General features: G+C 69.5%; 27 protein-coding genes. 10 read left to right on the plus strand and 17 right to left on the minus strand.

Features of this window, described 5'->3' with window-relative positions:
• Positions 1–29: 29 nt before the first annotated feature.
• Positions 30–797: a transcriptional regulator GlcC gene (glcC, locus tag AC3AP7_RS08405; RefSeq protein WP_475764046.1), complete on the minus strand. Its 768-nt coding sequence runs from the start codon at positions 795–797 to the stop codon at positions 30–32.
• A gap of 236 nt (positions 798–1,033) precedes the next feature.
• Between glcC and glcD the strand changes: the two genes are divergently transcribed.
• From glcD to AC3AP7_RS08430, 5 genes are all read left to right on the plus strand, one after another.
• Positions 1,034–2,533 carry a glycolate oxidase subunit GlcD gene (gene glcD, locus AC3AP7_RS08410; protein ID WP_475764044.1) on the plus strand — a complete coding sequence of 500 codons (1,500 nt, stop codon included), beginning with the start codon at positions 1,034–1,036 and terminating at the stop codon, positions 2,531–2,533.
• A gap of 83 nt (positions 2,534–2,616) precedes the next feature.
• Positions 2,617–3,672 (plus strand): glycolate oxidase subunit GlcE, encoded by a 1,056-nt coding sequence (glcE, locus tag AC3AP7_RS08415; RefSeq protein WP_475764042.1) that lies wholly within the window; start codon positions 2,617–2,619, stop codon positions 3,670–3,672.
• A gap of 77 nt (positions 3,673–3,749) precedes the next feature.
• Positions 3,750–4,970: a glycolate oxidase subunit GlcF gene (gene glcF / locus AC3AP7_RS08420; protein ID WP_475764040.1), complete on the plus strand. Its 1,221-nt coding sequence runs from the start codon at positions 3,750–3,752 to the stop codon at positions 4,968–4,970.
• Between the two features lie 28 nt (positions 4,971–4,998).
• Positions 4,999–5,403, plus strand: coding sequence for a heme-binding protein (locus tag AC3AP7_RS08425; protein WP_475764038.1), 405 nt, complete (start codon positions 4,999–5,001; stop codon positions 5,401–5,403).
• 109 nt (positions 5,404–5,512) lie between these two features.
• The gene (locus tag AC3AP7_RS08430; RefSeq protein ID WP_475764037.1) at positions 5,513–7,684 is read left to right on the plus strand and encodes a malate synthase G; all 2,172 of its coding nucleotides are present in this window, start codon (positions 5,513–5,515) and stop codon (positions 7,682–7,684) included.
• 186 nt (positions 7,685–7,870) lie between these two features.
• Here AC3AP7_RS08430 and AC3AP7_RS08435 read toward each other — a convergent pair whose 3' ends face one another.
• Complete coding sequence (locus AC3AP7_RS08435; protein WP_475764035.1) at positions 7,871–8,167, minus strand: YciI-like protein; 297 nt, start codon at positions 8,165–8,167, stop codon at positions 7,871–7,873.
• A gap of 362 nt (positions 8,168–8,529) precedes the next feature.
• Here AC3AP7_RS08435 and AC3AP7_RS08440 point away from each other — a divergent pair, with 362 nt between their 5' ends.
• From AC3AP7_RS08440 to AC3AP7_RS08450, 3 genes are all read left to right on the plus strand, one after another.
• On the plus strand, positions 8,530–8,808 hold the full coding sequence (locus AC3AP7_RS08440) for a PsiF family protein (RefSeq protein ID WP_475764033.1): 279 nt from the start codon (positions 8,530–8,532) through the stop codon (positions 8,806–8,808).
• A gap of 317 nt (positions 8,809–9,125) precedes the next feature.
• Positions 9,126–9,569, plus strand: a complete 444-nt coding sequence (locus AC3AP7_RS08445) for a hypothetical protein (RefSeq protein WP_475764031.1) — start codon at positions 9,126–9,128, stop codon at positions 9,567–9,569.
• Between the two features lie 103 nt (positions 9,570–9,672).
• Positions 9,673–10,260 carry a BPSL1445 family SYLF domain-containing lipoprotein gene (locus AC3AP7_RS08450; RefSeq protein ID WP_475764029.1) on the plus strand — a complete coding sequence of 196 codons (588 nt, stop codon included), beginning with the start codon at positions 9,673–9,675 and terminating at the stop codon, positions 10,258–10,260.
• A gap of 82 nt (positions 10,261–10,342) precedes the next feature.
• Here the strand turns inward: AC3AP7_RS08450 and AC3AP7_RS08455 are convergent, their stop codons facing one another.
• From AC3AP7_RS08455 to mltG, 9 genes are all read right to left on the minus strand, one after another.
• Positions 10,343–11,413, minus strand: a complete 1,071-nt coding sequence (locus tag AC3AP7_RS08455; protein WP_475764027.1) for a glycosyltransferase family 4 protein — start codon at positions 11,411–11,413, stop codon at positions 10,343–10,345.
• A gap of 328 nt (positions 11,414–11,741) precedes the next feature.
• Positions 11,742–13,136: an alpha,alpha-trehalose-phosphate synthase (UDP-forming) gene (gene otsA, locus AC3AP7_RS08460; RefSeq protein ID WP_475764025.1), complete on the minus strand. Its 1,395-nt coding sequence runs from the start codon at positions 13,134–13,136 to the stop codon at positions 11,742–11,744.
• 210 nt (positions 13,137–13,346) lie between these two features.
• Positions 13,347–13,703 carry a Rap1a/Tai family immunity protein gene (locus tag AC3AP7_RS08465; RefSeq protein WP_475764023.1) on the minus strand — a complete coding sequence of 119 codons (357 nt, stop codon included), beginning with the start codon at positions 13,701–13,703 and terminating at the stop codon, positions 13,347–13,349.
• Between the two features lie 116 nt (positions 13,704–13,819).
• Entirely contained in the window at positions 13,820–14,530 is a 711-nt protein-coding gene (locus tag AC3AP7_RS08470) for an ankyrin repeat domain-containing protein (RefSeq protein WP_475768016.1), read from the minus strand.
• A 58-nt stretch (positions 14,531–14,588) separates the two neighbouring features.
• Positions 14,589–15,380: a TatD family hydrolase gene (locus AC3AP7_RS08475; protein ID WP_475764022.1), complete on the minus strand. Its 792-nt coding sequence runs from the start codon at positions 15,378–15,380 to the stop codon at positions 14,589–14,591.
• Positions 15,381–15,427: 47 nt separating this feature from the next.
• Entirely contained in the window at positions 15,428–15,934 is a 507-nt protein-coding gene (locus AC3AP7_RS08480; protein ID WP_475764020.1) for a GNAT family N-acetyltransferase, read from the minus strand.
• Positions 15,935–16,211: 277 nt separating this feature from the next.
• Entirely contained in the window at positions 16,212–17,252 is a 1,041-nt protein-coding gene (locus AC3AP7_RS08485; protein WP_475764018.1) for a DNA polymerase III subunit delta', read from the minus strand.
• Between the two features lie 93 nt (positions 17,253–17,345).
• Positions 17,346–17,966, minus strand: coding sequence for a dTMP kinase (tmk, locus tag AC3AP7_RS08490; protein WP_475768013.1), 621 nt, complete (start codon positions 17,964–17,966; stop codon positions 17,346–17,348).
• Positions 17,966–18,976: an endolytic transglycosylase MltG gene (mltG, locus tag AC3AP7_RS08495; protein WP_475764016.1), complete on the minus strand. Its 1,011-nt coding sequence runs from the start codon at positions 18,974–18,976 to the stop codon at positions 17,966–17,968. Before mltG ends, tmk begins: the two co-directional genes overlap by 1 nt.
• 88 nt (positions 18,977–19,064) lie before the next feature.
• Here mltG and ygfZ point away from each other — a divergent pair, with 88 nt between their 5' ends.
• Together ygfZ and AC3AP7_RS08505 are read left to right on the plus strand one after the other, a co-directional pair.
• Complete coding sequence (gene ygfZ / locus AC3AP7_RS08500) at positions 19,065–20,126, plus strand: CAF17-like 4Fe-4S cluster assembly/insertion protein YgfZ (RefSeq protein WP_475764014.1); 1,062 nt, start codon at positions 19,065–19,067, stop codon at positions 20,124–20,126.
• A gap of 308 nt (positions 20,127–20,434) precedes the next feature.
• Positions 20,435–21,346, plus strand: coding sequence for an NRDE family protein (locus AC3AP7_RS08505; RefSeq protein ID WP_475764012.1), 912 nt, complete (start codon positions 20,435–20,437; stop codon positions 21,344–21,346).
• Between the two features lie 91 nt (positions 21,347–21,437).
• Here the strand turns inward: AC3AP7_RS08505 and AC3AP7_RS08510 are convergent, their stop codons facing one another.
• The 6 genes from AC3AP7_RS08510 to AC3AP7_RS08535 all read right to left on the minus strand — a co-directional run bounded on the left by AC3AP7_RS08510 (position 21,438) and on the right by AC3AP7_RS08535 (position 26,386).
• Positions 21,438–22,400: an alpha/beta hydrolase gene (locus AC3AP7_RS08510; protein ID WP_475764010.1), complete on the minus strand. Its 963-nt coding sequence runs from the start codon at positions 22,398–22,400 to the stop codon at positions 21,438–21,440.
• Positions 22,401–22,423: 23 nt separating this feature from the next.
• Positions 22,424–23,296 (minus strand): SDR family oxidoreductase, encoded by an 873-nt coding sequence (locus AC3AP7_RS08515; RefSeq protein WP_475764008.1) that lies wholly within the window; start codon positions 23,294–23,296, stop codon positions 22,424–22,426.
• A 150-nt stretch (positions 23,297–23,446) separates the two neighbouring features.
• On the minus strand, positions 23,447–23,926 hold the full coding sequence (locus AC3AP7_RS08520; protein WP_475764006.1) for a PaaI family thioesterase: 480 nt from the start codon (positions 23,924–23,926) through the stop codon (positions 23,447–23,449).
• A gap of 7 nt (positions 23,927–23,933) precedes the next feature.
• On the minus strand, positions 23,934–24,236 hold the full coding sequence (locus AC3AP7_RS08525) for a Dabb family protein (RefSeq protein WP_475764004.1): 303 nt from the start codon (positions 24,234–24,236) through the stop codon (positions 23,934–23,936).
• Positions 24,237–24,478: 242 nt separating this feature from the next.
• Positions 24,479–25,063, minus strand: coding sequence for a BPSL1445 family SYLF domain-containing lipoprotein (locus AC3AP7_RS08530; protein WP_475764002.1), 585 nt, complete (start codon positions 25,061–25,063; stop codon positions 24,479–24,481).
• A gap of 144 nt (positions 25,064–25,207) precedes the next feature.
• Positions 25,208–26,386 (minus strand): acetyl-CoA C-acyltransferase, encoded by a 1,179-nt coding sequence (locus AC3AP7_RS08535; RefSeq protein ID WP_475764000.1) that lies wholly within the window; start codon positions 26,384–26,386, stop codon positions 25,208–25,210.
• Positions 26,387–26,454 lie beyond the last annotated feature (68 nt).

The raw sequence follows: 26,454 nt of genomic DNA on the forward strand, positions 1-26,454 counted from the left end.
ATGACGCGCGATGACAGCGCGCGCCGCGCTCATTCCCAGCCTTCGAGCCGCAGCGTCGCGCGCACGAGCCGCTGCTCCTCCTGCTCGATCTCTTTCAGGCTCACGCAGACGCTGCTGATGTGCTCGCTCGCGGCCTTGCGCGCCTGTTCCGGCAAGCGGCCTGTGACGGCGTTGTAGAGCCGCGCATGCTGCCGGTCGATCACGCGTTTGTGCGGTTCGCGATGATACAGGTTGTTGACCGAGGCGAACACCGAACTCAGCAGCAGATCCGTCAGAGAACGCAGCGTGTGCACCAGCACCGGGTTGTGCGACGCCTCGCAGATCGCCAGATGGAACGCGTGGTCGAGGCGCGCATGCGTCGACGGGCTGGTCGGCTGCGCGTGCGCGGCGAGCATCTCCTCGTAGCGCCGCGTGATCAGCACATAGTCGGCCGGCGTGCCGCGCAGCGCGGCGAGCCGCGCGGATTCGGCCTCCAGCATGCCGCGCACCTCGAACAGGTCGTACAGCGTGCGCGGCTGCGAACCGAGCAGATGCATCATCGGCGACAGTTCCGGCTGCGGCGTCAACTGCGCCACGAACGAGCCGCGCCCCTGCGCGGTGTCGATGATCCCGCGCGCGCGCAGCAGCTTCAACCCTTCGCGCAGCGCGGTGCGCGAGACCCCGAGCCTCGTGGTGAGGCGCCGTTCGGACGGCAGCGCGTCGCCCGACTTCAGCACGCCGTCGACGATCAGTTGCTCGATCCGTTGCGCGACGACGTCCGCCACCTGCCGAACCGGCTGTTCCCGTGCCTCCTGCATCGCCCGCCCCACTGGTATGACCAGTTGAAAATACTAACACAGCCCGGAGTGTCACCGCTTTCTGATGCCCGCCAGTCATGGAATAGCGCGATGGTCGATGCAATTCGCTCATGAAAAAACTGGTACGACCAGCTGGCGGGAGCGTCGACACGCCGGGCACGAACCCCGACAATCCCCGCTTGCGCAAGGCTCGCCCCGTCATCCGACGCCCGGCAGGAGCCTCGGGAGACACGCCAATGAGCTACCAGTACGACGAGCGTCTCGATGGAACGCTCCCCCTTCACGACCGGGCCGACACGGTGGCGGCGCTACGCGCGCAGCTGCCGGACCTGCAGATCCTGCACGAACCCGAGGCGCTGCGTCCGTATGAATGCGACGGCCTCGCCGCGTATCGGGCAACGCCGCTGCTGGTCGCGCTGCCCGAGCGGATCGACCAGGTTCAGGCGCTGATGAGGTTCGCCAGCGCGCGCGGCATTCCGGTCGTCGCGCGCGGCGCGGGCACGGGCCTGTCGGGCGGCGCGCTGCCGCTCGAACAGGGCATCCTGCTCGTGATGGCGCGCTTTAACCGGATCCTCGACATCGATCCCGCCGGCTGCACCGCGCGCGTGCAGCCTGGCGTGCGCAATCTCGCGATCTCGCAGGCCGCCGCGCCGCACGGCCTTTACTACGCCCCCGACCCGTCCTCGCAGATCGCGTGCTCGATCGGCGGCAACGTCGCGGAGAACGCCGGCGGCGTGCACTGCCTGAAGTACGGGCTCACCGTGCACAACATCCTGAAGCTGGAGATCGTCACGATCGACGGCGAGCGCCTGACGCTCGGCGCGGATGCGCCCGATGCGCCCGGCTTCGACCTGCTCGCGCTCTTCACAGGCTCGGAGGGCATGCTTGGCGTGGTCGTCGAGGTGACCGTCCGGCTGCTGGTGCGCCCGCAAAGCGCGAGGGTGCTGATGGCGAGCTTCGACGACGTCGCGCGGGCCGGCGCCGCGGTCGGCGACATCATCGGCGCGGGCGTGATTCCGGGCGGCCTCGAAATGATGGACAAGCTCGCGATCCGCGCGGCCGAGGACTTCATCCACGCGGGCTACCCGGTCGACGCCGAGGCGATCCTGCTGTGCGAGGTCGACGGCGCCGAGAGTGACGTGCGCGAGGACTGCGAGCGCGTCGAGGCGCTGCTGCGCGCGGCCGGCGCGACCGACGTGCGGCTCGCGCGCGACGAGGCCGAGCGGCAGCGCTTCTGGGCCGGGCGCAAGAACGCGTTTCCGGCGGTCGGACGCGTATCGCCGGACTACTACTGCATGGACGGCACCATTCCGCGGCGCGCGCTGCCGCGCGTGCTGAAGGCGATCGAAGACCTGTCGCGCGAGTACGGGCTGCAGGTCGCGAACGTGTTCCACGCGGGCGACGGCAACCTGCACCCGCTGATCCTGTTCGACGCGAACGCGCCCGGCGAGATGGAGCGGGCCGAGGCGCTCGGCGCGCGGATTCTCGAACTGTGCGTCGAGGTCGGCGGCAGCATTACCGGCGAGCACGGGGTCGGGCGCGAAAAGATCAACCAGATGTGCGCGCAGTTCAATCCCGACGAACTGAAGGTGTTTCACGCGGTGAAAGCCGCGTTCGATCCGGCCGGGCTGCTGAACCCCGGCAAGAACATCCCCACCTTGCAGCGCTGCGCCGAGTTCGGCGCGATGCACGTGCACCGCGGCGCGCTGCCTTTTGCCGACCTGGAGCGCTTCTGATGCCCACCATGACGCCCACCGCAATGCCCGCCACGACGCCCTCCGCGATGCCTGCCACAACGCCCACTACGATACCCGCCGCAATGCCCGCCGATCTGGCCGACCGCGACGACAGCGCGGCGCTCGTCGCCGAGGTGGAACGCGCCTTCGTCACCCGCACGCCGCTGCGCATCCGGGGCGGCGACAGCAAGGCCCACCTCGGCCGCCCGGTCGACGCGCGGGCGCTCGACACGCGCACCCATCGCGGCGTGGTCGGCTACGACCCGACCGAACTCGTGATCACCGCGCGCGCGGGCACGCCGCTCGCCGAGCTGAACGCGGTGCTCGACGCCGCCGGGCAAATGCTGCCGTGCGAGCCGCCAGTGTTCGGCGCCGCGACCGTCGGCGGCGCGGTCGCGGCCGGCCTGTCCGGGCCGCGCCGGCCGTGGTCCGGGGCGCTGCGCGACCATGTGCTCGGCTGCCGCGTGATCACGGGCGAAGCGAAGCACCTGCGCTTCGGCGGAGAAGTGATGAAGAACGTCGCCGGCTACGATCTGTCGCGCCTGCTCGCCGGCAGCTACGGCTGTCTCGGCGTGCTCACCGAGGTGTCGCTGAAGGTGCTGCCGAAGCCGCGCGCGACGCGCAGCCTCGTGCTGGCGCTCGACGAGGCGTCGGCGCTGCGCGCGCTCGCCACGTGGCGCGACGCGGCGCTGCCGCTCACCGGCGCGTGCCATGTCGACGGCCGTCTGCATGTGCGGCTCGAAGGCGGCGTCGGATCGGTCGCCGCGGCGGCCGCGCAGATCGGCGGGGAGCCGCTCGACGCCCTCTTCTGGGACGCGCTGCGCGAGCACCGGCTCGCGTTTTTCGCGGACCCGCGACCGCTGTGGCGCGCGTCGCTGCCGCCCGTGCGCACGCTCGCGCTGCCCGGCGACACGCTGCTCGACTGGGGCGGCGCGCAGCGCTGGATCAAGAGCGAGGCCCCCGTCGCGACGCTGCGCGCGGCCGTGGCGGCCGCCGGCGGGCATCTGGACGCATTCGCGCCGCACGCCGAGCCGTTCGAGCCGCTCGCCCCCGCGCTACTGCGGCTGCACCAGCAGCTCAAGCAGCGCCTCGACCCGCGCGGGCTCTTCAATCCCGGGCGCCTGTATGCCGGGCTGTAGGCACGCCGCGCGGTGCGCCGCACCGCCTCTCCGATCAACGCCCTCCGGCCTCTGACCGACACCCTGCGACCGACACGATGCAAACGAACCTGAGCGATTCCGCGAAAACCCTCGCCCGCGCCGACGAGGCCGAAGCCATCCTGCGCGCGTGCGTGCATTGCGGCTTCTGCAATGCGACCTGCCCGACCTACCAGGTGCTCGGCAACGAGCTCGACGGCCCGCGCGGGCGTATCTACCTGATCAAGCAGATGCTCGAAGGCGAGCCGGTCACGCGCACGACCCAGACGCACCTCGACCGCTGCCTGAGCTGCCGTAACTGCGAAACCACCTGCCCGTCCGGCGTGCGCTATCACGCGCTGCTCGACATCGGCCGCGCGGAGCTGGAGCGGCGCGTCGGGCGGCCAGCCGGCGAACGCGCGCTGCGCGCCGGACTGCGCGGCGTGGTGCCGCGTCCGGCGGCGTTCGGCGCGCTGCTGAAAGCCGGCCGTTTCATCCGGCCATTACTTCCCCGCGCGCTTGGACGTAAAATTCCGCCACGGACCGCGCCCGCCCGCGCCCGCCCCGTCGCTCGCCATGCGCGCACGGTGCTGATGCTGGAGGGCTGCGTGCAGCCGTCGCTGTCGCCGAACACCAACGCGGCGGCCGCGCGCGTGCTCGACCGGCTCGGCGTGAGCGTCGTGCCGGCGCCGCGCGCGGGCTGCTGCGGCGCGACCGACTACCACCTCGGCGAGCACGAGGCCGGACTCGCGCGGGCGCGCCGCAACATCGACGCCTGGTGGCCGGCGCTCGAAGCCGGCGCGGAGGCGATCGTGCAGACGGCGAGCGGCTGCGGCGCGTTCGTGAAGGAATATGGCCATCTGCTGCGCGACGACCCGGTCTATGCCCACAAGGCGCAACGGGTGAGCGAGATGGCGCGGGATCTGGTGGAAGTGCTCGACGCGCAGCCGCTCGACACGCTTGCCGTGGATGCGCGGCAGCAACGGCTCGCGTTTCACTGTCCGTGCACGCTGCAGCATGCGCAGAAGCTCGGCGGCGCGGTGGAGCGCGTGCTGCAGCGGCTCGGCTTCGCGCTCACCGCGGTGCCGGACGCGCATCTGTGCTGCGGCTCGGCGGGCACCTACTCGATCACGCAGCCCGCGCTCGCATCGACCTTGCGCGAACGCAAGCTCGATGCGCTCGAAAGCGGCAAGCCCGATCTGATCGTGACGGCCAATATTGGTTGCCAGACCCATCTGGACGGTGCCGGACGCACGCGCGTGCGGCACTGGATCGAACTTGTAGAAGAAGCTCTCACCTAACCTAGCCGGATCCAACAGGAAATTCATTATGCTGACCAAACCCGTTCTGAGCGTTGCCGAGACCACCCGGATCCTCGACGCCGCCCGCGCCGAAGCCGAGCGCAACCAGTGGGCCGTCGCGATCGCGGTGGTCGACGACGGCGGGCATCCGCTCGCGCTGCTGCGCCTCGACGGCTGCGCGCCGGCCGGCGCCTACATCGCGACCGAAAAGGCCCGCACGTCGGCGCTCGGCCGCCGCGAGACGAAGGTGTACGAGGACATGATCAACGGCGGGCGCACCGCGTTCCTGAGCGCCCCGCTCGCGGGCACGCTCGAAGGCGGCGTGCCGGTGATGGCCGGCGGCCAGGTGGTCGGCGCGGTGGGCGTGTCGGGCGTCAAGTCCGACCAGGACGCCCAGATCGCCAGGGCCGGCGTCGCCGCGCTCAACGGATAACCGCGGCGGACCAGGGCGGCGCTGCCACGCCGCGGCGCCGCCACGCAGTCGAGCCTCATGCCGTTGCCCCCACAACGGTTCAGCCAATCAGAATCAGATGGAGCAGTCCATGACTCAGATGACCCAGCAAGGCGGGTTGAAGGTCGCCACGAATCTCGTCCAGTTTGTCGAACAGGAAGCGCTGCCCGGTACCGGCATCGATCGCGCCGCATTCTGGAGCGGGTTCGATGCGATCGTGCACGCGCTCGCCCCGAAAAACCGCGCGCTGCTCGCCGAACGCGACCGGCTGCAGAGCGAACTGGACCAGTGGCACCGCGCGCATCCGGGCCCGGTGCGCGACCTGCCCGCTTACCGGCGCTTTCTCGCCGACATCGGCTACCTCGTGCCGGTGCCCGGACGCGTCACCGCGACGACCGACCACGTCGACACCGAAATCGCCGCGCAGGCCGGCCCGCAACTGGTGGTGCCGCTGTCCAATCCGCGCTATGCGCTGAACGCCGCCAACGCGCGCTGGGGCAGCCTCTATGACGCGCTGTACGGCACCGACGCGATTCCCGAAACGGACGGCGCCGAAAAAGGCGCCGCGTTCAACCCGGTGCGCGGCGCGCGCGTGATCGAGCGCGGCCGTGCGTTCCTCGACGAGGCCGCGCCGCTGGCAGGCGCCTCGCACGCGGACGCAACCGGCTATCGCGTCGCGGACGGCCAGCTCGTCGTCGCGCTCGCCGGCGGCACCGCCTCGCTGCAAACGCCCGCGCAGTTCATCGGCTATCAGGGCGACGCCGCGGCGCCGTCCGCGGTGCTGCTGAAGCACCACGGGCTGCACTTCGAAATCCAGATCGACGCGCATCACCCGATCGGCCAGACCGATCGCGCGCACGTCAAGGACATCCTGCTCGAGGCGGCGGTCAGCACGATCATCGACTGCGAGGACTCGGTGGCCGCAGTCGACGCCGACGACAAGGTGCAGCTCTATCGCAACTGGCTCGGCCTGATGAACGGCACGCTTGCCGAGGAGATGACGAAGGGCGGCAAAACCTTCACGCGCCGGATGAACCCGGACCGCGCGTACACCGGCGCGAACGGCGCGCCGCTCACGCTGCACGGCCGCTCGCTGCTGTTCGTGCGCAACGTCGGGCACCTGATGACCAATCCGGCCGTGCTCGACCGCGACGGCCGCGAGATCCCCGAAGGCATTCTCGACGCGGTGATCACGTCGCTGTGCGCGCTGCACGACCGCCAGCACAAGCTGAATTCGCGCACCGGCTCGATCTACATCGTGAAGCCGAAGATGCACGGCCCGGACGAGGTCGCGTTCGCGAGCGAGCTGTTCGCGCGCGTCGAGGACCTGCTCGGCCTCGCGCGCAACGCGATCAAGATGGGCATCATGGACGAGGAGCGCCGCACCAGCGTGAACCTCGCGGCGTGCATCGCGCAGGCGAGCGAGCGTGTGGCGTTCATCAACACCGGCTTTCTCGACCGCACTGGCGACGAGATGCACACGTCGATGGAAGCGGGCCCGATGCTGCGCAAGGGCGCGATGAAGAACACCGCGTGGATCACCGCGTACGAGCGCAGCAACGTGCTGGTCGGTCTCGCCGCCGGCCTGCGCGGGCGCGCGCAGATCGGCAAGGGCATGTGGGCGATGCCGGACCTGATGCACGCGATGCTCGAACAGAAGATCGCGCATCCGAAAGCCGGGGCGAACACCGCGTGGGTGCCCTCGCCGACCGCCGCGACGCTGCACGCACTGCATTATCACCAGGTCGACGTGCAGGCCGTCCAGCAGGAACTCGAACGCATCGATCTCGCGAGCGTGCGCGACGAACTGCTCGACGGACTGCTGACCATTCCGGTCGTCGGGTCGGCACAGTGGAGCGACGAGGAAATCCGCCAGGAAATCGAGAACAACGCGCAGGGCATTCTCGGCTACGTGGTGCGCTGGGTCGACCAGGGCGTCGGCTGCTCGAAGGTGCCGGACATCAACAACGTCGGCCTGATGGAAGACCGCGCGACGCTGCGCATCTCGAGCCAGCACATCGCGAACTGGCTGCGCCATGGCGTCGTCACGCGCGAACTGGTGCAACAGACGTTCGAGCGCATGGCGAAGGTGGTCGACGCGCAGAACGCCGGGGATCCCCACTACCGGCCGATGGCGCCGGACTACGACCGCTCGCTCGCGTTCAAGGCGGCCTGCGCGCTGGTGTTCGAAGGGCTCGCGCAGCCGAGCGGCTATACCGAGCCGCTGCTGCACAAGTTCCGGCTCGAAGTGAAGCAGCAGTAACCGCATCCCCGGAGCCGGGTACGCCCCGGCCTGCGGGCGACGGGCGCTGCCGCGATGCAGCGCCCGTGTTCATTGCGGCGGGCCGGGGTATCGGGTTCCGGGTTCTGGGTTCCGGGTTCTGCAGACCGCGTATCGCGTATCGCGCCTGCTGCGCCGTGCCGCGCGCGGCCCGCGGCCGCCGCGGCCTCAGCGCACCGGCTGCGCGGCAGCGTCGCCGACCACCGTCATCCACGGACGCACGCGCCAGCGCGTGACCAGCCCTTCGCGCACATACGGATCGGCTCGCGCGAACGCCTCGGCGGCCGCCGGGGAATCGCCGGTGAACAGCAGCAGCGCGCGATCGGTCGGCTCGTTGATCGCGCCGCCGAGCAGCAGTTCGCCGCGTCCGGCCGCGGCCCACGCGAGCTTCAGATGCGCATCGCGCCAGGCGGCGCGGCGTTCGAGATAATCGGCGCACAGGTCGTACATCAGCAGGTAATGCATCGTCACGCTCCTCCTGTTTCACACAGACGCCGCGCCGGATCGGAGCACGGCTCCCAGGCCGGCATTCTGCCACGACGGCGCCGGCGCAACCGGTGTGAGTCGGCCTTGCCGGCGCGTCGCGCCCGCGCGCGTCGGCCGGGATGACCCAGCGCCAACCCAGCGCTAACCCAGCGCCAACCCGGCCTTATGGCGGCGCAGCGCAGGCCTCAGGGGAAACCTGGCCGGCGTGCTGTCAACCGGCTGACATCCCGATCCGTTTTTCCCTACGGCTTTGCCATAATACCGGCGGCGGCTGAACCCGGATCAACCGGATGCCTGCCGGCAAGACTTCCCATCACACCACCCTCCCGATGGAGCGTCCCATGAAAATCCAGGTCCTTCTCGCAGCATGTGTCGTTGGCGCCGCACTGAGCACGCCGTCGTTCGCGCAAAACAGCCAGCAATCGAAGATGGCGATGTGCAACAAGCAGGCGGGCGAGCGCAAGGGCGACGACCGCAAGGCCTTCATGAAGTCGTGCCTGTCCGCGAAGCCGATGATGTCGCCGCAGGAGCGCATGAAGGACTGCAACAAGCAGGCAGGCGAGCGCAAAGGCGACGACCGCAAGGCGTTCATGAAGAGCTGCCTGAGCAACAAGGGCTAAGCGCCGCGGCCGGGGCCGGCCCACGCTGGTCCTGGTCTTCGGCGTGCGCGTGCCCCTTGCACGCGGCGCCACCCGCGCGGCGGCATCCGCGCATACACGTTCCGCGCAGCGCCCCTTCGCTGCCCCGCTCTTGCTCTCGCTCCCGCCGCGCTCCCATGGTGCGCCGCACCGTCCGAAGCCCCTTCGCTACCGCACGTTTTCTTCTATGATGACGGCGGAGACGGCCCCCCCTATTCCGGTATTCCTGTCCTGCGCCAGTCCGAGGGCCGCCATCTTGTCGTTGATGCCGATCTGATCCGCATCGCACGGAGGCAAGAATGGTCTGGAGACGCAAGAACCGCTGGCTCAGACGCTGGCTGCTCGTGATCATCTTCTGGCTGGTGCCGGTCGCGATCGTCGCGGTGCGCGAAGTCCAGGTCGAGATGGCATATAACCGCGTCGAACTCGACAACGCGCTCACGCACTGGGACTTCACCGATGCGCAGCGCGCCGCGGGCGCCCCCGCGCACTGCCGCGGCCAGCCGGACGAGGCGCGCGCGGCCGGCTGTCCTGCCGACGTGCTGGCGGCCAACGCGCCGCGCCAGCAGGCCGCGCGCGACGAATACGCCGTGCGCCGCACCACGCTGATGGCCTACCTGTGGCACGCGTTCGTCGGCTACTGGGTCGTGCCGGCCGCCACGCTGTTCGCGATCGGCGTCGTGCTGGGCGGAGTCAAGCGCGCGCTGCGGCGCCCGCCCGTCAAAAGCACGCCGCATCAGTGATCGCGCCCGCCTCGCCGATCCTTTCAAAACGCTTGTGATATAACAGGGGACGCAACCCGCCGCGCACACCCGTCGTGTCGCGGAATCCTGATGGAGAAAAACGATGCAAAGAAGAACCTTCATGCGCCGGGCCGGCGTCGCCTTCGCACTCGCCGGTCTGGTCCTCGCCGGCTGCACGACGACACCAGGCACGCCCGATAACGCCTCGACCAGCCAGTCGAAGCGGCAGTCGATCGACGCAAGCGTCGACGCGACGATCTCGCGTCTCTATCAAACCGTGCCGGGCTCGCGCGAACTGATGGCGAAGGCGCGCGGCGTGCTCGTGTTCCCGTCGGTGCTGCAGGCGGGCTTCATCGTCGGCGGGCAGTATGGCGAGGGGTCGCTGCGCGTCGGCGGCCACACGGCCGGCTATTACAGCACCGTGTCCGGATCGTTCGGACTGCAGGCCGGCGCGCAGTCGAAGGCGATCATTTTCCTGTTCATGACGCAGGACGCGCTCGACAAATTCCGCAGCACCAACGGCTGGTCCGCCGGCGGCGACGCATCGGTCGCACTCGTGAAGATGGGCGCAAACGGCGCGATCGACACCACCACCGCGACCGCCCCGGTCGAGGTGTTCGTGCTGACCAATGCCGGCCTGATGGGCGACATCTCGATCAACGGCACGAAGGTTTCGCGGCTGAACATCTGAACGCCGGGCATCGGCCGCCGGCAGGCGACGCGGGCGATGCCTCAGGCATCGCCCGCCTGACGGTCCGGCGGGCGCCGGCGCATCAGCCCGGCGCGCCCGTGTCGATCACCTTGAAGCGTGCGCGCTTCTGCGCGCGGATCACCGACTGATAAACCTCGACGTACTGCTGGGCCATCCGGCGCGACGTGAAGCGGGCCTCGAAGCGCTGCCGCACGCGCGCGCGCGACAGCAGCGGCAAGCGGTTGACCGCCGCCACCGCGCCGATCTCGTCCTCGACGATAAAGCCGGTGATGCCGTCTTCGACGACTTCGGGCACCGCGCCGCGATTGAACGCGATCACCGGCGTGCCGCACGCCATGGCCTCGATCATCACGAGGCCGAACGGCTCCGGCCAGTCGATCGGAAACAGCAGCGCATGCGCGCCGGACAGGAAGGCGGCCTTCTGGTCGTCGGCGATCTCGCCGATGTACTCGACATGCGGCAACGCGAGCAGCGGCCTGATGTCGCGCTCGAAGTACTCGCGGTCCGCGGCGTCGACTTTCGCGGCGATGCGGATCGGCAAGCCGCAGTGCGCCGCGATGCGGATCGCCGTATCGACGCGCTTTTCCGGCGAGATCCGGCCGAGAAACGCGAGGTAGCTCTGCGCGACCGGCTGCGGCCGGTACAGCGTCTCCGGCAGGCCGTGGTAGACCGTGGCCAGCCAGCGGGCCTGCGGCAGCGGCTGGCGCTGCGCGTTCGAGATCGAGATGACCGGCGCCGTATCGAACGTGTCGAAGACCGGCTGCTGCTCCGGCAGGTCGAGACGCCCGTGCAGCGTGGTCACGAACGGCGTGTCCTGGCGCTTGAACACCGAGAACGAGTAGTAGTCCATGTGAAAATGCAGCACGTCGAAGGTATCGGCCTGGCGGCGCACCATTTCCATCAGCAGCATGTGCGGCGCGATCCGGTCGCGGATCGCCGGGTCGAGGCGCAGCGCGCGCGGCCAGACCGCTTCGAGCTTCGCGCGCGTGACCGAATCGCCGCTCGCGAACAGCGTGACATCGTGGCCCAGGTCGACCAGTGCCTCGGTGATGTACGACACGACCCGCTCGGTGCCGCCATAGAGCTTCGGCGGCACCGATTCGGTCAGGGGCGCGATCTGCGCAATTCTCATCGTTTGTCTCCGTCAGGCTGGGCATCAGACTGCATCCCGAACGGCGGCGCGCGGACCCGGCATGCGGGCAGACATCCACCTTTCGTTCTGCATTATTGCCGAATGCAGCACGTTGCGTGCCGGGCCTTTCAAATGCCAGGCGCTGTTACAGTCCAGCAACAGGCTGTGCTCCGGGCGCTCCCCGGAGGGCCCTCAGGTATCTCGCTTTGGGTCCCGCTCAGGTACCGCTCAGGTGCCACTCAGGTACAGATCAGGTCCCGCTCGGGCGCCGCCTGGCTACCCTCAGGCGCCCTCGGCAACCCTCGGCAACCCGCGGCCAACCCCGCGCTCAGGCCGGATCGTCCGCCCGCATGCCGCTCAGATCGCGCAGGAACGAATCGCGCCAGACGCCCAGATCGTTGCGGCGCAGCGTGTCCATGTTGACGTGATGGCGGCGCTGCCGCTCGTCGAGCGGCATCGACAGCGCCTCCTGCAGCGCGTCGCTCATCGCGGCGGCGTCGTGCGGATTCACGAGCAGCGCGCCTTCGAGTTCCGCGGCCGCGCCCGCGAAGATCGACAGCACAAGCACGCCGGGATCGTCCGGATTCTGCGCGGCGACATACTCTTTTGCGACCAGGTTCATCCCGTCGTGCAACGGCGTGACGAATCCCACCTGCGATTCGCGGAACAGCGACATCAGCTGGCTGCGCTCGTAGCGCTGGTTCAGGTAGTGGATCGGCGTGTAGTCGAGGCCCGAGAAGCGGCCGTTGATGCGCCCTGCTTCGTACTCCAGATCGTGGCGGGTCTGCTGGTACGTGACGACGTCCGCGCGCGTGGGCGGTGCGATCTGCACGAGCGTCACGTTGCCGCGCCACTGCGGCGCGCGTTCGAGCAGCAGTTCGAACGCGCGAAACCGCTCGACGAGCCCCTTCGAATAATCGAGCCGGTCGACGCTCATGATCAGCTTGCGTCCTTCCAGGCTCTGCTTCAGGTCGAGCACGTGCTGGCGGCCTTCGTTGCGCCGCGCCTGCTGCGCGATCTCGTCGGGAAACACGCCGATCCGGTAGACGCCCGTGCGCAGCGTGCGGCCGAACGCGTCGATACGATGCGCGGCGTCGACGCTGCCGCGGGCCATCCGCACGATGTAGTCGTGGAACGCCTGCTCGTCGGTGGCGGTCTGGAAGCCGAGCAGGTCGTAGCAGCACAGCGACTTCACGAGTTCCTCGTGCGGCGGGATGTTCAGCAGCACTTGCGGCGCGGGAAACGGAATGTGCAGGAAAAAGCCGATCCGGTTCGTCACGCCCTCGGCGCGCAGCGCCTCGGCGAACGGGATCAGGTGATAGTCGTGGACCCAGATCAGGTCGTCCGGCTGCAGCAGCGGGATCAGCCGGTGCGCGAGCCACGCGTTCACGCGCCGGTAGCCCGCGTACTCGTCGCGCTCGTAGCGGGCAAGGTCGTTGCGGTAATGGAATACCGGCCACAGCGTCGCGTTCGAGAAACCGCGGTAGTACTGGTCGTAATCCTTACGCGTGAGGCCGACGGTCGCGAACGTCACGCTGCCCGACTGGACGAGCGCCGGCCCGGCATTCGCCACCGGTTCGCTGACGACGTCGCCGCTCCAGCCGAACCAGACCCCGCCGGTATCCTTCAGCGCGCCGAACACGCCGACGGCCAGGCCGCCGGCCGACCCGCCGGTTTCCTCCGGCGTCGCGACGCGGTTCGACACGACGATCAATCGGCCCATCTGTAGTCCTCCCGGATCAGGCGCGCAACGCCGCCGTACCGGCGCACGTCACGCTGACAGGATGCCGGATTCGACCGTCGCGCGCGCGACCGGTTGCAGACGAACGGACAGGATCGCGGCGGCGTGCCGTCGATCCGGCATCCCGGGTTCGGCTGATGCCGCAGCAAGAACAGTGCCGCGTGCGGGCGGCGAACGCCGCGCGGCCCGGGCTCAGCTACCGTTACGGCAGGGAAAGGCCTTGCCGAGGCCGAGCGAGATCGCCGTGCTGGCGTTGTAGCCCGCGACATTCGGATTTTCCGCGATGTACTTGCGCACGGCGTCCGTGAGCTGCTGCGAGCGGGTGTCCGCCGGCAGGCAGAAATACTGGCCGACGCGCGGCCCGGTCGTGCCGCCGATCGCGTCGATCGTGTTGAACACGCCGTCGGCGGCGCCCGTGATGTAGCCGGCGCACGCGGCGCGCGACGCCACGTCGGTCTTTTCGCACAGCCTGTTGAGGTCGGCCGCCGTGAATGCCGAGGCCGTCAGCGGTACGGCCAGTGCCCCGGCACAAATCAGAACCCGCAGCATGGTTTTCTTTCCTGGTCTTGGTCGAGCGGTCCGGATCCGACCGGCTGCGGCGCGCCGGCGCGGCGCGCCGCAGCCGCTATTCTGCACTTTTTTTGCGGACGCTGACGCGCGCCGGCCTACTTCGGCTGCGCCGCCGGGGTGCGCGCGGCGAGCGCCGTCACCGCGTCGGGTTCGTGGTAATGCTTCGCGAAATCGAGCGCGGTCATGCCGATCTGGTTCTTCACGGACGGATCCGCGCCGCTGTCGAGCAGCAACTGGATCGTCGACACGTGACCGCCGCGCGCGGCCATCATCAGCGGCGTCGTGCCGTTCGGCGAACCGGCGTCGATGTACGCGGCGTGGTCGAGCAGCAGCTTCACGACGTCGTCATGGCCGTTCGCCGCCGCGTAGTGCAGCGGCGCCCAGCCCTTCTTGTTGACTTCGGCGCCCTTCGCGATCAGCGCCTGCACGATCGGCAGATCGTCGTTCAGCGCGGCGAGCATCATCGCGTTCTCGCCCGCCTTGTCCTCGATCTCCAGGTTCGCCTTCGGATCGGCGATCAGCGCGGCGGCCACCTTGTCGGACTTCTCGCGCGCGGCGAGCACCAGCAGCGGCATGCCCTGGTCGTCGGTCAGGTTCGGATCCATCCCCTGGGCGAGTTGCCGGTCGACTTCCTTCACGTCGTCGAACTTCACCGCCTTGATCATCGTGTCGGCCGGGCTCGCGTGCGCCGGCAGCGCCGCGAGCGCGGCCCAGACGAGACCGCCCGCGAGCGCGGCGCGGCGCAGCGCGCGGGTGCGCGACGCGCGCGGGAGACGGACAGCGGCGGAGGAAAAGGTCGGGGTCATGTTCATAATGGGCTTCAAGAGTCGTTCCTAACGTATTGATTTGATTAAGCTTCAGCCTTCAGGCGGCGGCCGCCGCGGGAATCCTGAACAGCCGGAAGAAATTCTGCGTGGTGGCTGCGGCCAGCGCCGCTTCCGGCATCTCGCGTTGCTGCGCGATGAAGCGTCCGACATGGCTGACGTACGCAGGTTCATTCGGCTTGCCGCGATACGGCACCGGCGCGAGATACGGCGAGTCGGTTTCGATCAGCAGGCGCTCGAGCGGCACGCGGCGCGCGACGTCCTGCACGTCGGTCGCGCTCTTGAACGTGACGATGCCCGACAGCGAAATGTAAAAATTCTGCGCAAGCGCCTGCTCGGCAATCGACCACGGCTCGGTGAAGCAGTGCATCACGCCGCCCGGCACGCCCGCGCGCTCCTCGGCCATGATGCGCAGCGTATCGGCCGACGCCGCGCGCGTATGCACGATGAGCGGCTTGCCGGTCGCGTGCGCGGCGCGGATATGGGTGCGAAAGCGCGCGCGCTGCCATTCCATGTCGTCGAGCGAGCGGCCTTCGAGACGGTAGTAGTCGAGCCCGGTCTCGCCGATTGCGACGACCTTCGGGTGGGCGGCCAGCTCGACGAGTTCGGCCACGTCCGGCTCCCGCGCATCCTCGTGGTCGGGATGCACGCCGACCGACGCATAGACGTTCTCGTACGCGTCGGCGATCGCGAGCACCGAGGGCAGCGTCTCCAGGTCGACCGACACGCACAGCGCGTGCGACACCGCGTGCGCGCGCATGTTGTCGAGCACCTGCGGCAGCCGCTCGGCGAGTCCTTCGAAATTGATATGGCAGTGCGAATCGACAAACATGATGATTGATGTCCTGCGGAAATTCCGCTGAAGGCGGCTGATATGACTTACGCGGCGTGCGCGACCCGGCGCCCGAGGATCAGCAGATCGCGCTCGACGCCGTCGAGCACCGCGACGCGCGGCAGATTGCCCCAGTCCGCAAAGCCGAAGCCGCGAAACAGCCGCAGGCTCGGCTCATTGTGGCCGAAAATGAAGCCGAGCACGGTATCGATGCCGAGCCCCGGCGCCGCATCCAGCGCCGCCGCGAGCAGCGCCTTGCCGAGGCCCTGGCCGCGCGCGGCTTCGTCCAGATAGATGCTCAGTTCCGCGGTGTGCCGGTACGCCGGCCGGCCGTAGAAATCCGAAAAGCTGAGCCATGCAATGACGCGGCCCTGCGCCTCGACGACCCACAGCGGCCGCGTCTGCGGCCCATGCGCGTGAAACCAGCCCAGCCGGCTCTCGACGCTGACCGGCGCCAGGTCGGCGGTCACCTGGCGTGACGGCACCGTGGCGTTGTAGATGGCGACGATGGCGGGCAGATCGTCGAGGGTGGCGTCGCGGTAGGCTGGCTTCATGACGGTACGGTTCAGACGTTGAAAGGGGGGCGAAGAAAGAGGCGGGCCGGCGCGAGATCATTCACGCGGCCGGCCGGGCGCGACCCACGGCGTCGCGGCAAGCCGGACAGGCCGGCCGCCGCGCGCACGGGGCGCTCCGGGGGCGCCGTGACAGGTCGCCTTGAAGGTCGCCTCGAAGGTGGCCCTGAAGGTCGCCTTGAAGGTCGCCTTGAAGGTGGCCCTGACAGGTCGCCCGGCTGGCCGCCCCGGCGGCGGCTCATGCTGGCGCACGCACGGCTCATCCAAACAGGTCGCGATAGCCGATGAACAGCGCCTCGAACACGAGGCGCGCATTCAGCGGATGATTTTCGACCGCGCGTTGCCGGGTCACCGTGCGCATGAAGCGCGCGAACGCGTGCGCATCGGCCGCGCCCGCGCAGCGCGCGAGCGCCGCTCCGGCTTGCGGGAAATAGCGCGGCACGCTGGCGGTGCGTTGCGCGAGCAGATCGTACAGCCAGCGCTGCAGCCACCCGAGCACGACCGGCACCGGCAGCTTCTGCAGCGCTTCGGCGCAGGCGAACGCATCGCACGCGGCGCCGGCGCCCAGCTGTTGCAGCGTCCAGTCGCGCAGCACGCGGTTCTCGTCGTGCGCGAGCGCGAGCGCGGCGAGCGGCGCGCCGCCGGCCTCCGCCAGCAGCACCGGCGCATCGTCGACGCCCTGGGCCGCGAGCCAGCCAATCGCGGCGTCCGCCGCGGGCGTGGTCATCGGCCATTGGCGGCAGCGGCTGACGATAGTCGGCAGCAGCCGGTCGATGCGCGCCGACACCAGCAGGAAAACCACGCCCGCGGGCGGCTCTTCGAGCGTCTTCAGCAGCGCGTTGGCCGCCGCGACGTTCAGCGACTCGGCCGGCGCCAGCACGACGACGCGCGCGCCGCCGCGATGCGAGCCCACGCCGCAGAAATCCAGCAACGCGCGCACCTGCTCGATGCGGATTTCGCGGCTCGGCGCGCGCGTTTTCTTCGTGTCGTCGGCATCGGCGCGCTCGGCCTTGTCGGCTTTGTCGTCGCTCGCGGCCACGCCGGCCTCGGCGGCCAGCGCCTCCGGCACCACGATCCGGTAGTCCGGATGATTGCCCTGCACGAACCAGTTGCAGGCCGCGCAGGCGCCGCACGGTTCGCCGTTGGGCTGCACGGACTCGCACAGGAGCCCCTGCGCGAGATGCTGCGCAAAGCGCAGCTTGCCGATGCCGGCCTGGCCATGCAGCAGCAGCGCATGCGGCCAGTGTCCGCGCAGCTGCTGCACGCGGTTCCAGTCATCGGCCTGCCACGGATAAATCATCGTTTCCCTTGTCATTCAGTCAGTTGAAGGTGCTTCTTCAGACTTTACCTGCGCTTCCCCTCCGCCCGGAGGCAGGTTACATTTCATTTAAAATCATAGCGTTGAAATCAACTCTTCAAGTTGTTTCCTGATTTCGGGGATGGGCTGCGTCGAATCGACGATCGCGAAGCGGTACGGTGCTTCCTCCGCGCGCCGCAGGTATTCGGCGCGCGTGCGGGTGAAAAACGCGTCTGACTCGCTCTCGAAACGGTCCGGTTCGCGCGCCGCCGAGCGCCGCTCGCTCGCGGTCTGCGGCGGCACGTCGAACAGGACGGTCAGATCCGGCTGAAAACCGCCCTGCACCCAGCGTTCGAGCGCTTCCAGCTTGTCGCGCGGCAAGCCGCGGCCGCCGCCCTGATACGCGAAGGTTGCGTCGGTGAAGCGGTCCGACAGCACCCACTCGCCGTGCGCGAGCGCGGGCTCGATCACCTGCGCGAGATGCTCGCGGCGCGCCGCGAACATCAGCAGCGCCTCGGTTTCGAGGTCCATCTTCTGGTGCAGCAGGATCTCGCGCAACGCCTCGCCAAGCGGCGTGCCGCCCGGTTCGCGGGTCATCACGACGCGCTTGCCGGCCGCCGCGAGGTGCGCTTCGAGGCGCTCGCGAAACCAGCCTAGATGGGTGGTCTTGCCGGCACCGTCGATGCCTTCGAACGTGATGAATTTGCCGCGCGCCATCATTGACCTCGAATGTATTTGTCGACGGCCTTGTTGTGATCGCCGAGTGTGTCAGAAAAAACGCTGCTGCCATCGCCGCGCGACACGAAGTACAGCGCGGGGCTGCGCGCCGGATGCAGCGCCGCTTCCAGCGACGCCGCGCCGGGCAGCGAGATCGGCGTGGGCGGCAGGCCCGTGCGCGTATAGGTATTGTAGGGAGTGTCGGCCAGCAGGTCCTGTTTGTGCAGGTGCCCGGTATAGCTGCCGCCCATTCCGTAGATCACGGTCGGGTCGGTCTGCAGCGGCATCCCGACGCGCAGCCGGTTCAGGAACACGGCGGCCACGAGCGGACGGTCCGAGGCCTTGCCGGTCTCCTTTTCGATCATCGACGCCATCGTCAGCGCATCGTACGGGCTGCGGTAAGGCAGGCCGGGCGCGCGGCCCGCCCAGGCGGCGGCGAGACGCTGCTGCATCAGGCGATACGCGCGCCGGTAGACGTCGAGGTCGCTGGTGTCCTTGTCGAACAGGTAGGTATCGGGAAAGAACAGCCCCTCGCCGCTGCCCATCGGCGCGGGCGGCGCGCCGATCGCGGCGAGCAGCTGTGCGTCGCTCATGCCGGCGGTGTCGTGGTGCAGAGCGCCCTGCGCGTCGAGCTCGGCGCGCATGTGCTGGAATGTCCAGCCTTCGATGATCGTCACCGCGAACTCGTTGACGTCGCCGCGCGCGATCTTCTGCAGCACCTCGTACGGGGTCACGCCGGCCTTGAACTCGTAATTGCCGGACTTCAGCTGCGTCTGCAGGCCGAGCAGCCGGGTCATCAGCATGAACAGGTGCGGCTGCAGGGGCACGCCGCCCTCGTTCAGCTGCGCGGTCACGGTGCGCAGCGTGCCATGGGGACGGATCGTGACATCGAGCGGCGTGCTCTGCAGGGGGACCGCCGAAGTGGCCCAGTGATACACGCCGGCCACGCCGGCGGCGGCCAGCGTCGCGACGAGCGCACCGGCCGTGAGACATTTCTTCAAAAGGGACATGCGAAACAAGGCTGGGGAGGACCCCATATAATAATCGTTTGACCTGGCTCAAGTCGCGTCTGACCGCGTCTGACTATTGAACGATTCCATGACCGCCCCGCTCGCCCCCGCTCCAGGCGCCGCCGCGCCGACCTCCCGCTCTGAGCCCGCGCCGCCCGCCGCGCTGCCGCGCCCGTCGCGCGCAGCCTTCGACGCCGTCACATCGGGCGGCGCGTATATGCCGCTCACGCAGTTCGGCGTGATCGAGGCGAGCGGCGACGACGCGGCGAGCTTCCTGCACAGCCAGCTCACCCAGGACACGCAGCATCTGGATGCCGCGGCCGCGCGCCTTGCCGGCTACTGCTCGCCGAAGGGGCGGCTGCTTGCGTCGTTCCTGTGCTGGCGCAGCGGCGACGCGATCCGGCTGCTCGTGTCGCGCGACCTGCAGGCGCAGGTCCAGAAACGTCTTGCGATGTTCGTGCTGCGCGCGAAAGCGAAGCTCGTCGACGCAAGCGACGCGCTCGCAGTCGTCGGCCTCGCCGGCGACGTGCGCAAGGCGCTTTCCGGCGTATTCGACGCGTTGCCCGACGGCGTGCACGTGAAGGTCGACGGCCCTGCCGGCTCGCTCGTGCGCGTGCCGGACGCGCTCGGCCAGCTGCGCTATCTGTGGATCGGTCCGCGCGCCGAAGTCGAGGCGCGCGTCGCGCAGCTCGACGGCCTGCTCGCGCGCGCGCCGGCGGCCGTGTGGGACTGGCTCGACATCCGCGCGGGCGAGCCGCGCATCACGCAGCCGGTCGTCGAGCAGTTCGTGCCGCAGATGGTCAACTTCGACGTGCTCGGCGGCGTGAATTTCCGCAAGGGCTGCTACCCGGGGCAGGAAGTCGTCGCGCGCAGCCAGTACCGCGGCACGATCAAGCGGCGCACCGCGCTCGCGAACGTCGCCGGCGACACCGGCACGGTTCGCGCGGGGGGCGAGCTGTTTCACAGCGACGATCCGGGCCAGCCGTGCGGGCTGATCGTCAACGCGGCCGCCGCACCCGAGGGCGGGGTCGACGTGCTGGCGGAGGTGCGCCTCGCCGCGCTCGAAGCGGGGTCGGTCCATCTCGGCGCGCCCGACGGTCCCGCACTCGCCTTCCTGCCGCTGCCGTACGCGTGGCCGTCCGAAGCGTGACGGTAAGACGTCGGATATACCTGTCATGACCGCGTCAGAGGCGCATCTGACGCGACGGAAGCGCAATGGAACTGCGACGGAAGCGCAGCAGAAACGTAGTCGAAACGTAACAGAAACGAAGCCGAAACGTAATGAAAACGTGAGCGCGTGTCTCCGCGTGCCCACGTTCCTGCGTGCCCACGTCCTCGCGCAGCGGCGAACCGGCGCGCCGGCCGGCGTCGCTGCTCGTCGCGCGGTACAGCCGATGACGCCTGCCCGCGCGCCGTCCACGCGACGCGGCTCCCCTCTGCCTGACGAGACATACGCCGATGTGCCTGATCGTGTTCGACTGGCGGCCCGACGCTACCGGGGGCCCGCTCTTCACGCTCGCCGCGAACCGCGACGAGTTCCTGCGCCGCCACGCCGAGCCGATGCACTGGTGGAGCGACGCCCCCGCGGTGCTCGCGGGCCGCGACCTGCAAGGCGGCGGCACCTGGCTCGGACTGACGCGCGGCGGCCGTTTCGCCGCGTTGACGAATTACCGCGCGCCGCACGAGATGCGTGCCGACGCGCCGACGCGCGGCACGCTCGTGAGCCGCTGGTTAAGGGGTGAAACGCGCGGCGAAACGCATGGGGAGAGGCGGGACGCAATGCGCGGCGAAACGCGGGACGAAACGCGGGACGAAACGCGCGATGACGCGGGCAGCACGCCACTCGATTACCTGCATGAGGTCGCGCGCGACGGCGCGCTCTACAACGGCTTCAACCTGCTGGTCGGCGACTGGACCCGGCGCGAACTCGCCTGGTACTGCAACCGCTCGGCCGCCCCGCCCGCGCTGCTCGGCGCGGGCACGCACGGCATTTCGAACGCCGTGCTCGATACGCCGTGGCCCAAGCTCGTGCGCAAGCGCACCGAGCTCGGCGCGCAACTGGCGGCCGATCCGCTCGCGCCGCTCGACGCGCTGGTCGCGATGATGCGCGATCCGCGCGTCGCGCGCGACGACGAACTGCCGGCCACCGGCGTGCCGCTCGAACGCGAGCGGATGCTGTCCGCGGCGTTCATCGAGTCAGCCGAATACGGCACGCGCGGCACCACGGCGCTGCGCGTCGTTGCGCATGCGCAGCGCCACACCGCGACCGTGGTCGAACGCAGCGACGACGACGGCTCTCACCGGATCGCGCGGCCCGGTGCGTTCGAGCGCCGGTTTGCGTTCGCTATCGAAAGCGCAGAGAGAAACTAGCCCACGTCCGAACGAAGGCAAGGCGAAGGCACATCGAAGGCAAGGCGAAGGCAACGCGAACGCCTGAACAGGGCCGCCGTGCCGCAAGCGCTCAGGTGTCGCCGAAGGCCGCGCGCAGCGCGGCGGCGGCCTCCGCGTGCGCGTGCGCCACTTCGGGCACGAAGCCGCCCATCTTGAAGAATTCGTGGATCATCCCCGCATAGCAGCGGTACGTGACGGCGTTGCCCGCGGCACGCAGCTTCTGCGCGTACGCATCGCCCTCGTCGCAGAGCGGATCGTATTGCGCGGTCGCGATCCATGCGGGCGCGAGCCCCGCGAACGAAGGCGCGCCGCGCGAGCCGTCGAGCGGCGCGAAACGCCAGTCGTCGCGGTCGTGCGGATCGCGCACGTACTGCTCGAAAAACCACTGGATCGTTTCGCCCGACAGCAGATAACCGTTTGCGAGGCGCGCATGCGAGTCGCTGCGTTGATGGGCGCTCACGCCAGGATAGATCAGCAGTTGCAGGACGGGCGGCGCGAGGCCTGCGTCGCGCGCGAGCACCGCGCACACCGTCGCGAGCGTGCCGCCGGCGCTGTCGCCGCCGACCGCGATGCGCGCGGGATCGATGCCGAACAGCGGCGCTTCACGATGCAGCCACGCGAGCGCGTCGAATGCGTCGTCGACGGCGGTCGGGAAACGGTGCTCGGGCGCGAGCCGATAATCGACCGACAGCACCGCGCACTGTGCGTCGCGCGCGAACATCCGGCATAGCGCGTCGTGCGTGTCGACGCTGCCCACCGTGAAGCCGCCGCCGTGGTAATAGACGAGCGCCGCGCCCGGCTGCGCCCAGCCCGGTTCGACCGGCTGGTAGAGCCGCGCGCGAATGCGCGCGCCGTCGCGCGTCGGCACGTCGAGATCCTCGACGCCGAACATCGGCGCCGGGGCGATGTCGAGGATCGGTGCGCTTTTCCCATACGCGGCGCGCGCCTGCTGCGCGCCGAGCACCGGGTACGACGGGCGGCGCGCCCGCGCGATCATGTCGAGCACCTGCTCGATCTTCGGATTCAATGCCATCGTGTGGACCGTCGGGCGCGCCGTCAGTCCGCGCGCCCGACGACATCGGGCTTCAGCGCCATCGGATCCGACGGATCGCGCTGTGTTTCGATGTCTTCGTGACGCAACCGGACGCTGGGCAGGATCGCCTCGTGCGTGAGGAGATAGAAGCGCCCGACCGCGACGCCGTCGAACGCCGCGCGCGCGACGTCCGCCGCGCTCAGCCGCCCCGCCCGCACCGCGCGCTGCAGCTGCTTGCCGGCGGCGAGCTGCGAGCGGGTCGGCGCCACCTCGTTGCGCAACGGTTCGGGGCGGGTGCGTTCGGCGTCGGCGATGCCGGTCGGCACGAACGCCGGACACAGCAGCGAGCAGCCGACCGGGGCGTCCACGCTGCGCAGATCGTGATAAAGCGTCTCGGTCAGCGCGACGACCGCGTGCTTCGACGCGTTGTACACGCCCATCCCGGGCGGCGACAGCAGACCTGCCACCGACGCGGTATTGACGATGTGCGCGGGCTCGTTCTGCCGCAGCATGATCGGCGTGAACACGCGCACCCCGTGCGCGACGCCCATCACGTTCACCCCGAACACCCACGACCAGTCGTTCGCGCTGCTTTCCCACACGAAGCCGCCGGTGCCGACCCCGGCGTTGTTGAACAGCAGATGCACCTTGCCGAACGCGTCGAGCGCCGCCAGGGCGAGCGCCTCGATCTGGGTCGCGTCGGCGACGTCGGTGGGTACGCCGATCGCGTCGGCGCCGGCTGCGCGCAGCGCCGCGACGGTGTGCGCGAGCGCGGCGCCGTCGACGTCGGCGAGCACGAGCTTCATGCCGCGCGCGGCGGCCTCGTGCGCAAATGCGCAACCGAGACCGCCCGCCGCGCCGGTGATCACGGCGACCTTGCCTTCGAACTGGAACATCGGATGTCTCCGTCAATCGTGATGACGACGCGCCTGCCCGACACCGCCGGCGCGCCACGGCTGCGTCCGCGCTGGCAGGGCGGCGCCGCGTCGTTGCGTCGTCGTTGCGTCGTCGCTCAGCTGTCGCCCAGCTGTCCGCTCAGCCGTCGCTCAGCCGTCGCTCGGACCGGGCTTCGCGGCGGGGTCGCTGCGCAGCCGCTGGTGCGCGACTTCGCGGCCCACCGCCAGCCGCCGCATGTACTTGAAGGTGCCGAGCGCCTTTGCGACGAAGTGCCCGTGGCTGTCGCGGATTTCGCCTTCGCAGTACGCCATCGTCGTCGAGCGGTGCAGCACGCGCGCGCTGGCGCGCAACTCGCCGCGCCCCGGCTGCATGAAGTTGACCTTCATCTCCACCGTGACGACGCCGACGCCATCGCCCGCAAGACTGCGCGCGGCCATCGCGAGCGCGACGTCGGCGAGCGTCATCGTCACGCCGCCGTGCGCGACGGCCCACGTGTTCATGTGATCGGCCTCGAGCGCGAGCACGACCTCGCTCGCGCCGTCGGCCGCGCTGACGAGCCGCACACCCAGACGGTCGACGAACGGACTTTCGAGTACCGGCGACGCGCCGGCCTGGGGCGAGCGGGCCATCGCCGCGTCAGACGACGTAATCGACGCACTCGCGTGCTTCGCGCACCGCGGTGACGAAGGTCTTCAGCGCGAGGTGGGTCGGATGGACCTGGTAGGCGTCGAGCGCGGCCTTGTCGGCGAACTCGGACACCAGCACGACGTCGCAGGTCGAGTCGAGCCCCGGGCCCGCCAGCCCGACTTCCATATGCAGAATGCCGGGCACGATATCCCGGCAGCCTTCGAGCTTTTCCTTCAGTTTCGCCGCGTTCTCGGCGCGTGTCGCGCCTTCGGCCGTTTCCTTCAGCTTCCACATCACGATATGTCGGATCATCTTGGGCTTCCCTGTTCGTCCACGTTTGCCTGATTGCCTGGCGGGCCCGCGCATTCCGCGCATCCCGCGCATCCCGATAGCCGGCCGGATGCGTGGCAAGGCCGGGCGGGTTCCGTGCGGGCTCCACGCCGGTTCCACGCGGGCAGACCCGAAGCCTACCAAACTTGCCGGCACCCGGGAACGCCATCCGCCGCCCACACCCGCGGGCGCGATACGCGATGCGCGATGCGCGATGCGCGATCTTAAATCACCAGCCGCGTGACCTTGATGCCTTCGAGCGACACCCCCGCCATCAGCCCCGCGTTGGTCAGCACGAATCCGACGACCGGGTGGTGCAGGCTCGCGGTGTCGAGGTTGCCGTTCGCACCGATCTTCGCGAGCGCCACGGTGGCGTCCGCGCCGGCCGCCCAGCCGGTGCTCTGCATGAAGTTGTCGAGCGCCGGCCCGGTCATGAACGCGAAAATCAGGGCGCGCGACTGCGCGCCGATCTGCGGGCCGAACGAACCGGCGACGGTGCTGTAGTACGCGGTGGTCTGCCCGTTGATCCGCAAGCCGCCTCGCCCGTATTGCGCGCCGAACCAGAAACCGGCCGCGAACACCGACGGAAACACCAGCACGCCGCGCGCTTTCTCGAGCACTTCGCGGGAGCCGGGGACGGTGTTCTGCAGGCGCACGAGGGTGGCGTCGATGTCGGCGTTGATCTCGTTGCGCGTCTGCGCGCGCCCGGCTTCGTTGCTGCCGGTGCCGGGCGGCGTGGTCGTGCATCCGCCGAGCGCGAGACCGCCCGCCGCAAACAGGGTGCCCGTGATGAATTGACGTCGCTGCATGTCCGCTGCCCTCGCTGTCGAAGTGGGCGCGCGGCCCGTCGCCGATATCGCCGCGCGTTCCCGCATTCGATCGGCGCGCGGGCCGCAAGTTGCATCGGCGACGATGCCGTATGTCCGCTCAGACTGTCCGCTCAGACGGTCCGCTCAGACGATTTCGAACAGCCCCGCCGCGCCCTGGCCGCCGCCGATGCACATCGTGACCACCACGAACTTCGCGCCGCGCCGGCGGCCCTCGATCAGCGCGTGGCCCACGAGCCGCGCGCCCGACACGCCATACGGATGCCCGACCGCGATCGCCCCGCCGTTCACGTTGAGTCGCTCGTGCGGGATGCCGAGCCGGTCCGCGCAGTACAGCACCTGCACCGCAAACGCCTCGTTCAGCTCCCACAGATCGATGTCGTTTACCGTGAGGCCGGCGCGCGCGAGCAGCTTCGGCACCGCGAAGACCGGACCGATGCCCATCTCGTCCGGTTCGCAGCCCGCCACCGCGAAGCCGCGGAAAATCCCGAGCGGCGCGAGCCCTTCGCGCTGCGCGAGCGTGGCGCTCATCACCACGCAGGCCGACGCGCCATCGGAGAACTGGCTCGCGTTGCCAGCCGTGATCACTCCGCCGGGCAGCGCCGTGCGGATCTTCTCGACACCTTCGAGCGTGGTGTCGGCGCGGATGCCTTCGTCGGCGTCGATCGTCACCTCGCGCGTGAAGAGCCGCCCGCTCGCCTTGTCGGCGACGCCGGCGAGCACCGTCATCGGCACGATCTCGTCGCGAAAGCGCCCGGCCTGCTGCGCGGCCGCTGCGCGCTGCTGCGAGCGCACGCCGTATTCGTCCTGGCGCTCCTTCGAAATCGCGTAGCGCTTCGCGACGTTTTCCGCGGTCTGCAGCATCGGCCAGTAGATCTCCGGCTTGTGCGCGTTCAGCCAGCCCTCGGTCGTCATGTGGCGGTTCATTTCGTTCTGCACGCACGAGATCGATTCGACGCCGCCCGCCACGTAGATCTCGCCCTCTCCGGCGATCACGCGCTGCGCCGCCAGGGCAATCGTCTGCAGTCCGGATGAACAGAAACGGTTGACGGTCATCCCCGCCACGCTGACCGGCAGCCCCGCGCGCAGCGCGATCTGCCGCGCGATGTTCATGCCCGTCGCGCCCTCCGGGTTCGCGCAGCCCATGATCACGTCCTCGACGCGCGCCGGATCGAGCTTCGCGCGCTCCACCGCGGCGCGCGTCACGTGGCCGCCGAGCGTCGCGCCGTGGGTCATGTTGAACGCGCCGCGCCATGATTTGGCCAGCCCCGTGCGGGCGGTCGATACGATTACGGCATCCGTCATGCCTGTCTCCTGCTGTCGATCGGTGAAAGGGAAATATCGGGTTGCGCCGCTGCGCCACGGCGCCGCCG

This window comes from Paraburkholderia sp. PAMB 6770 (assembly GCF_057748135.1).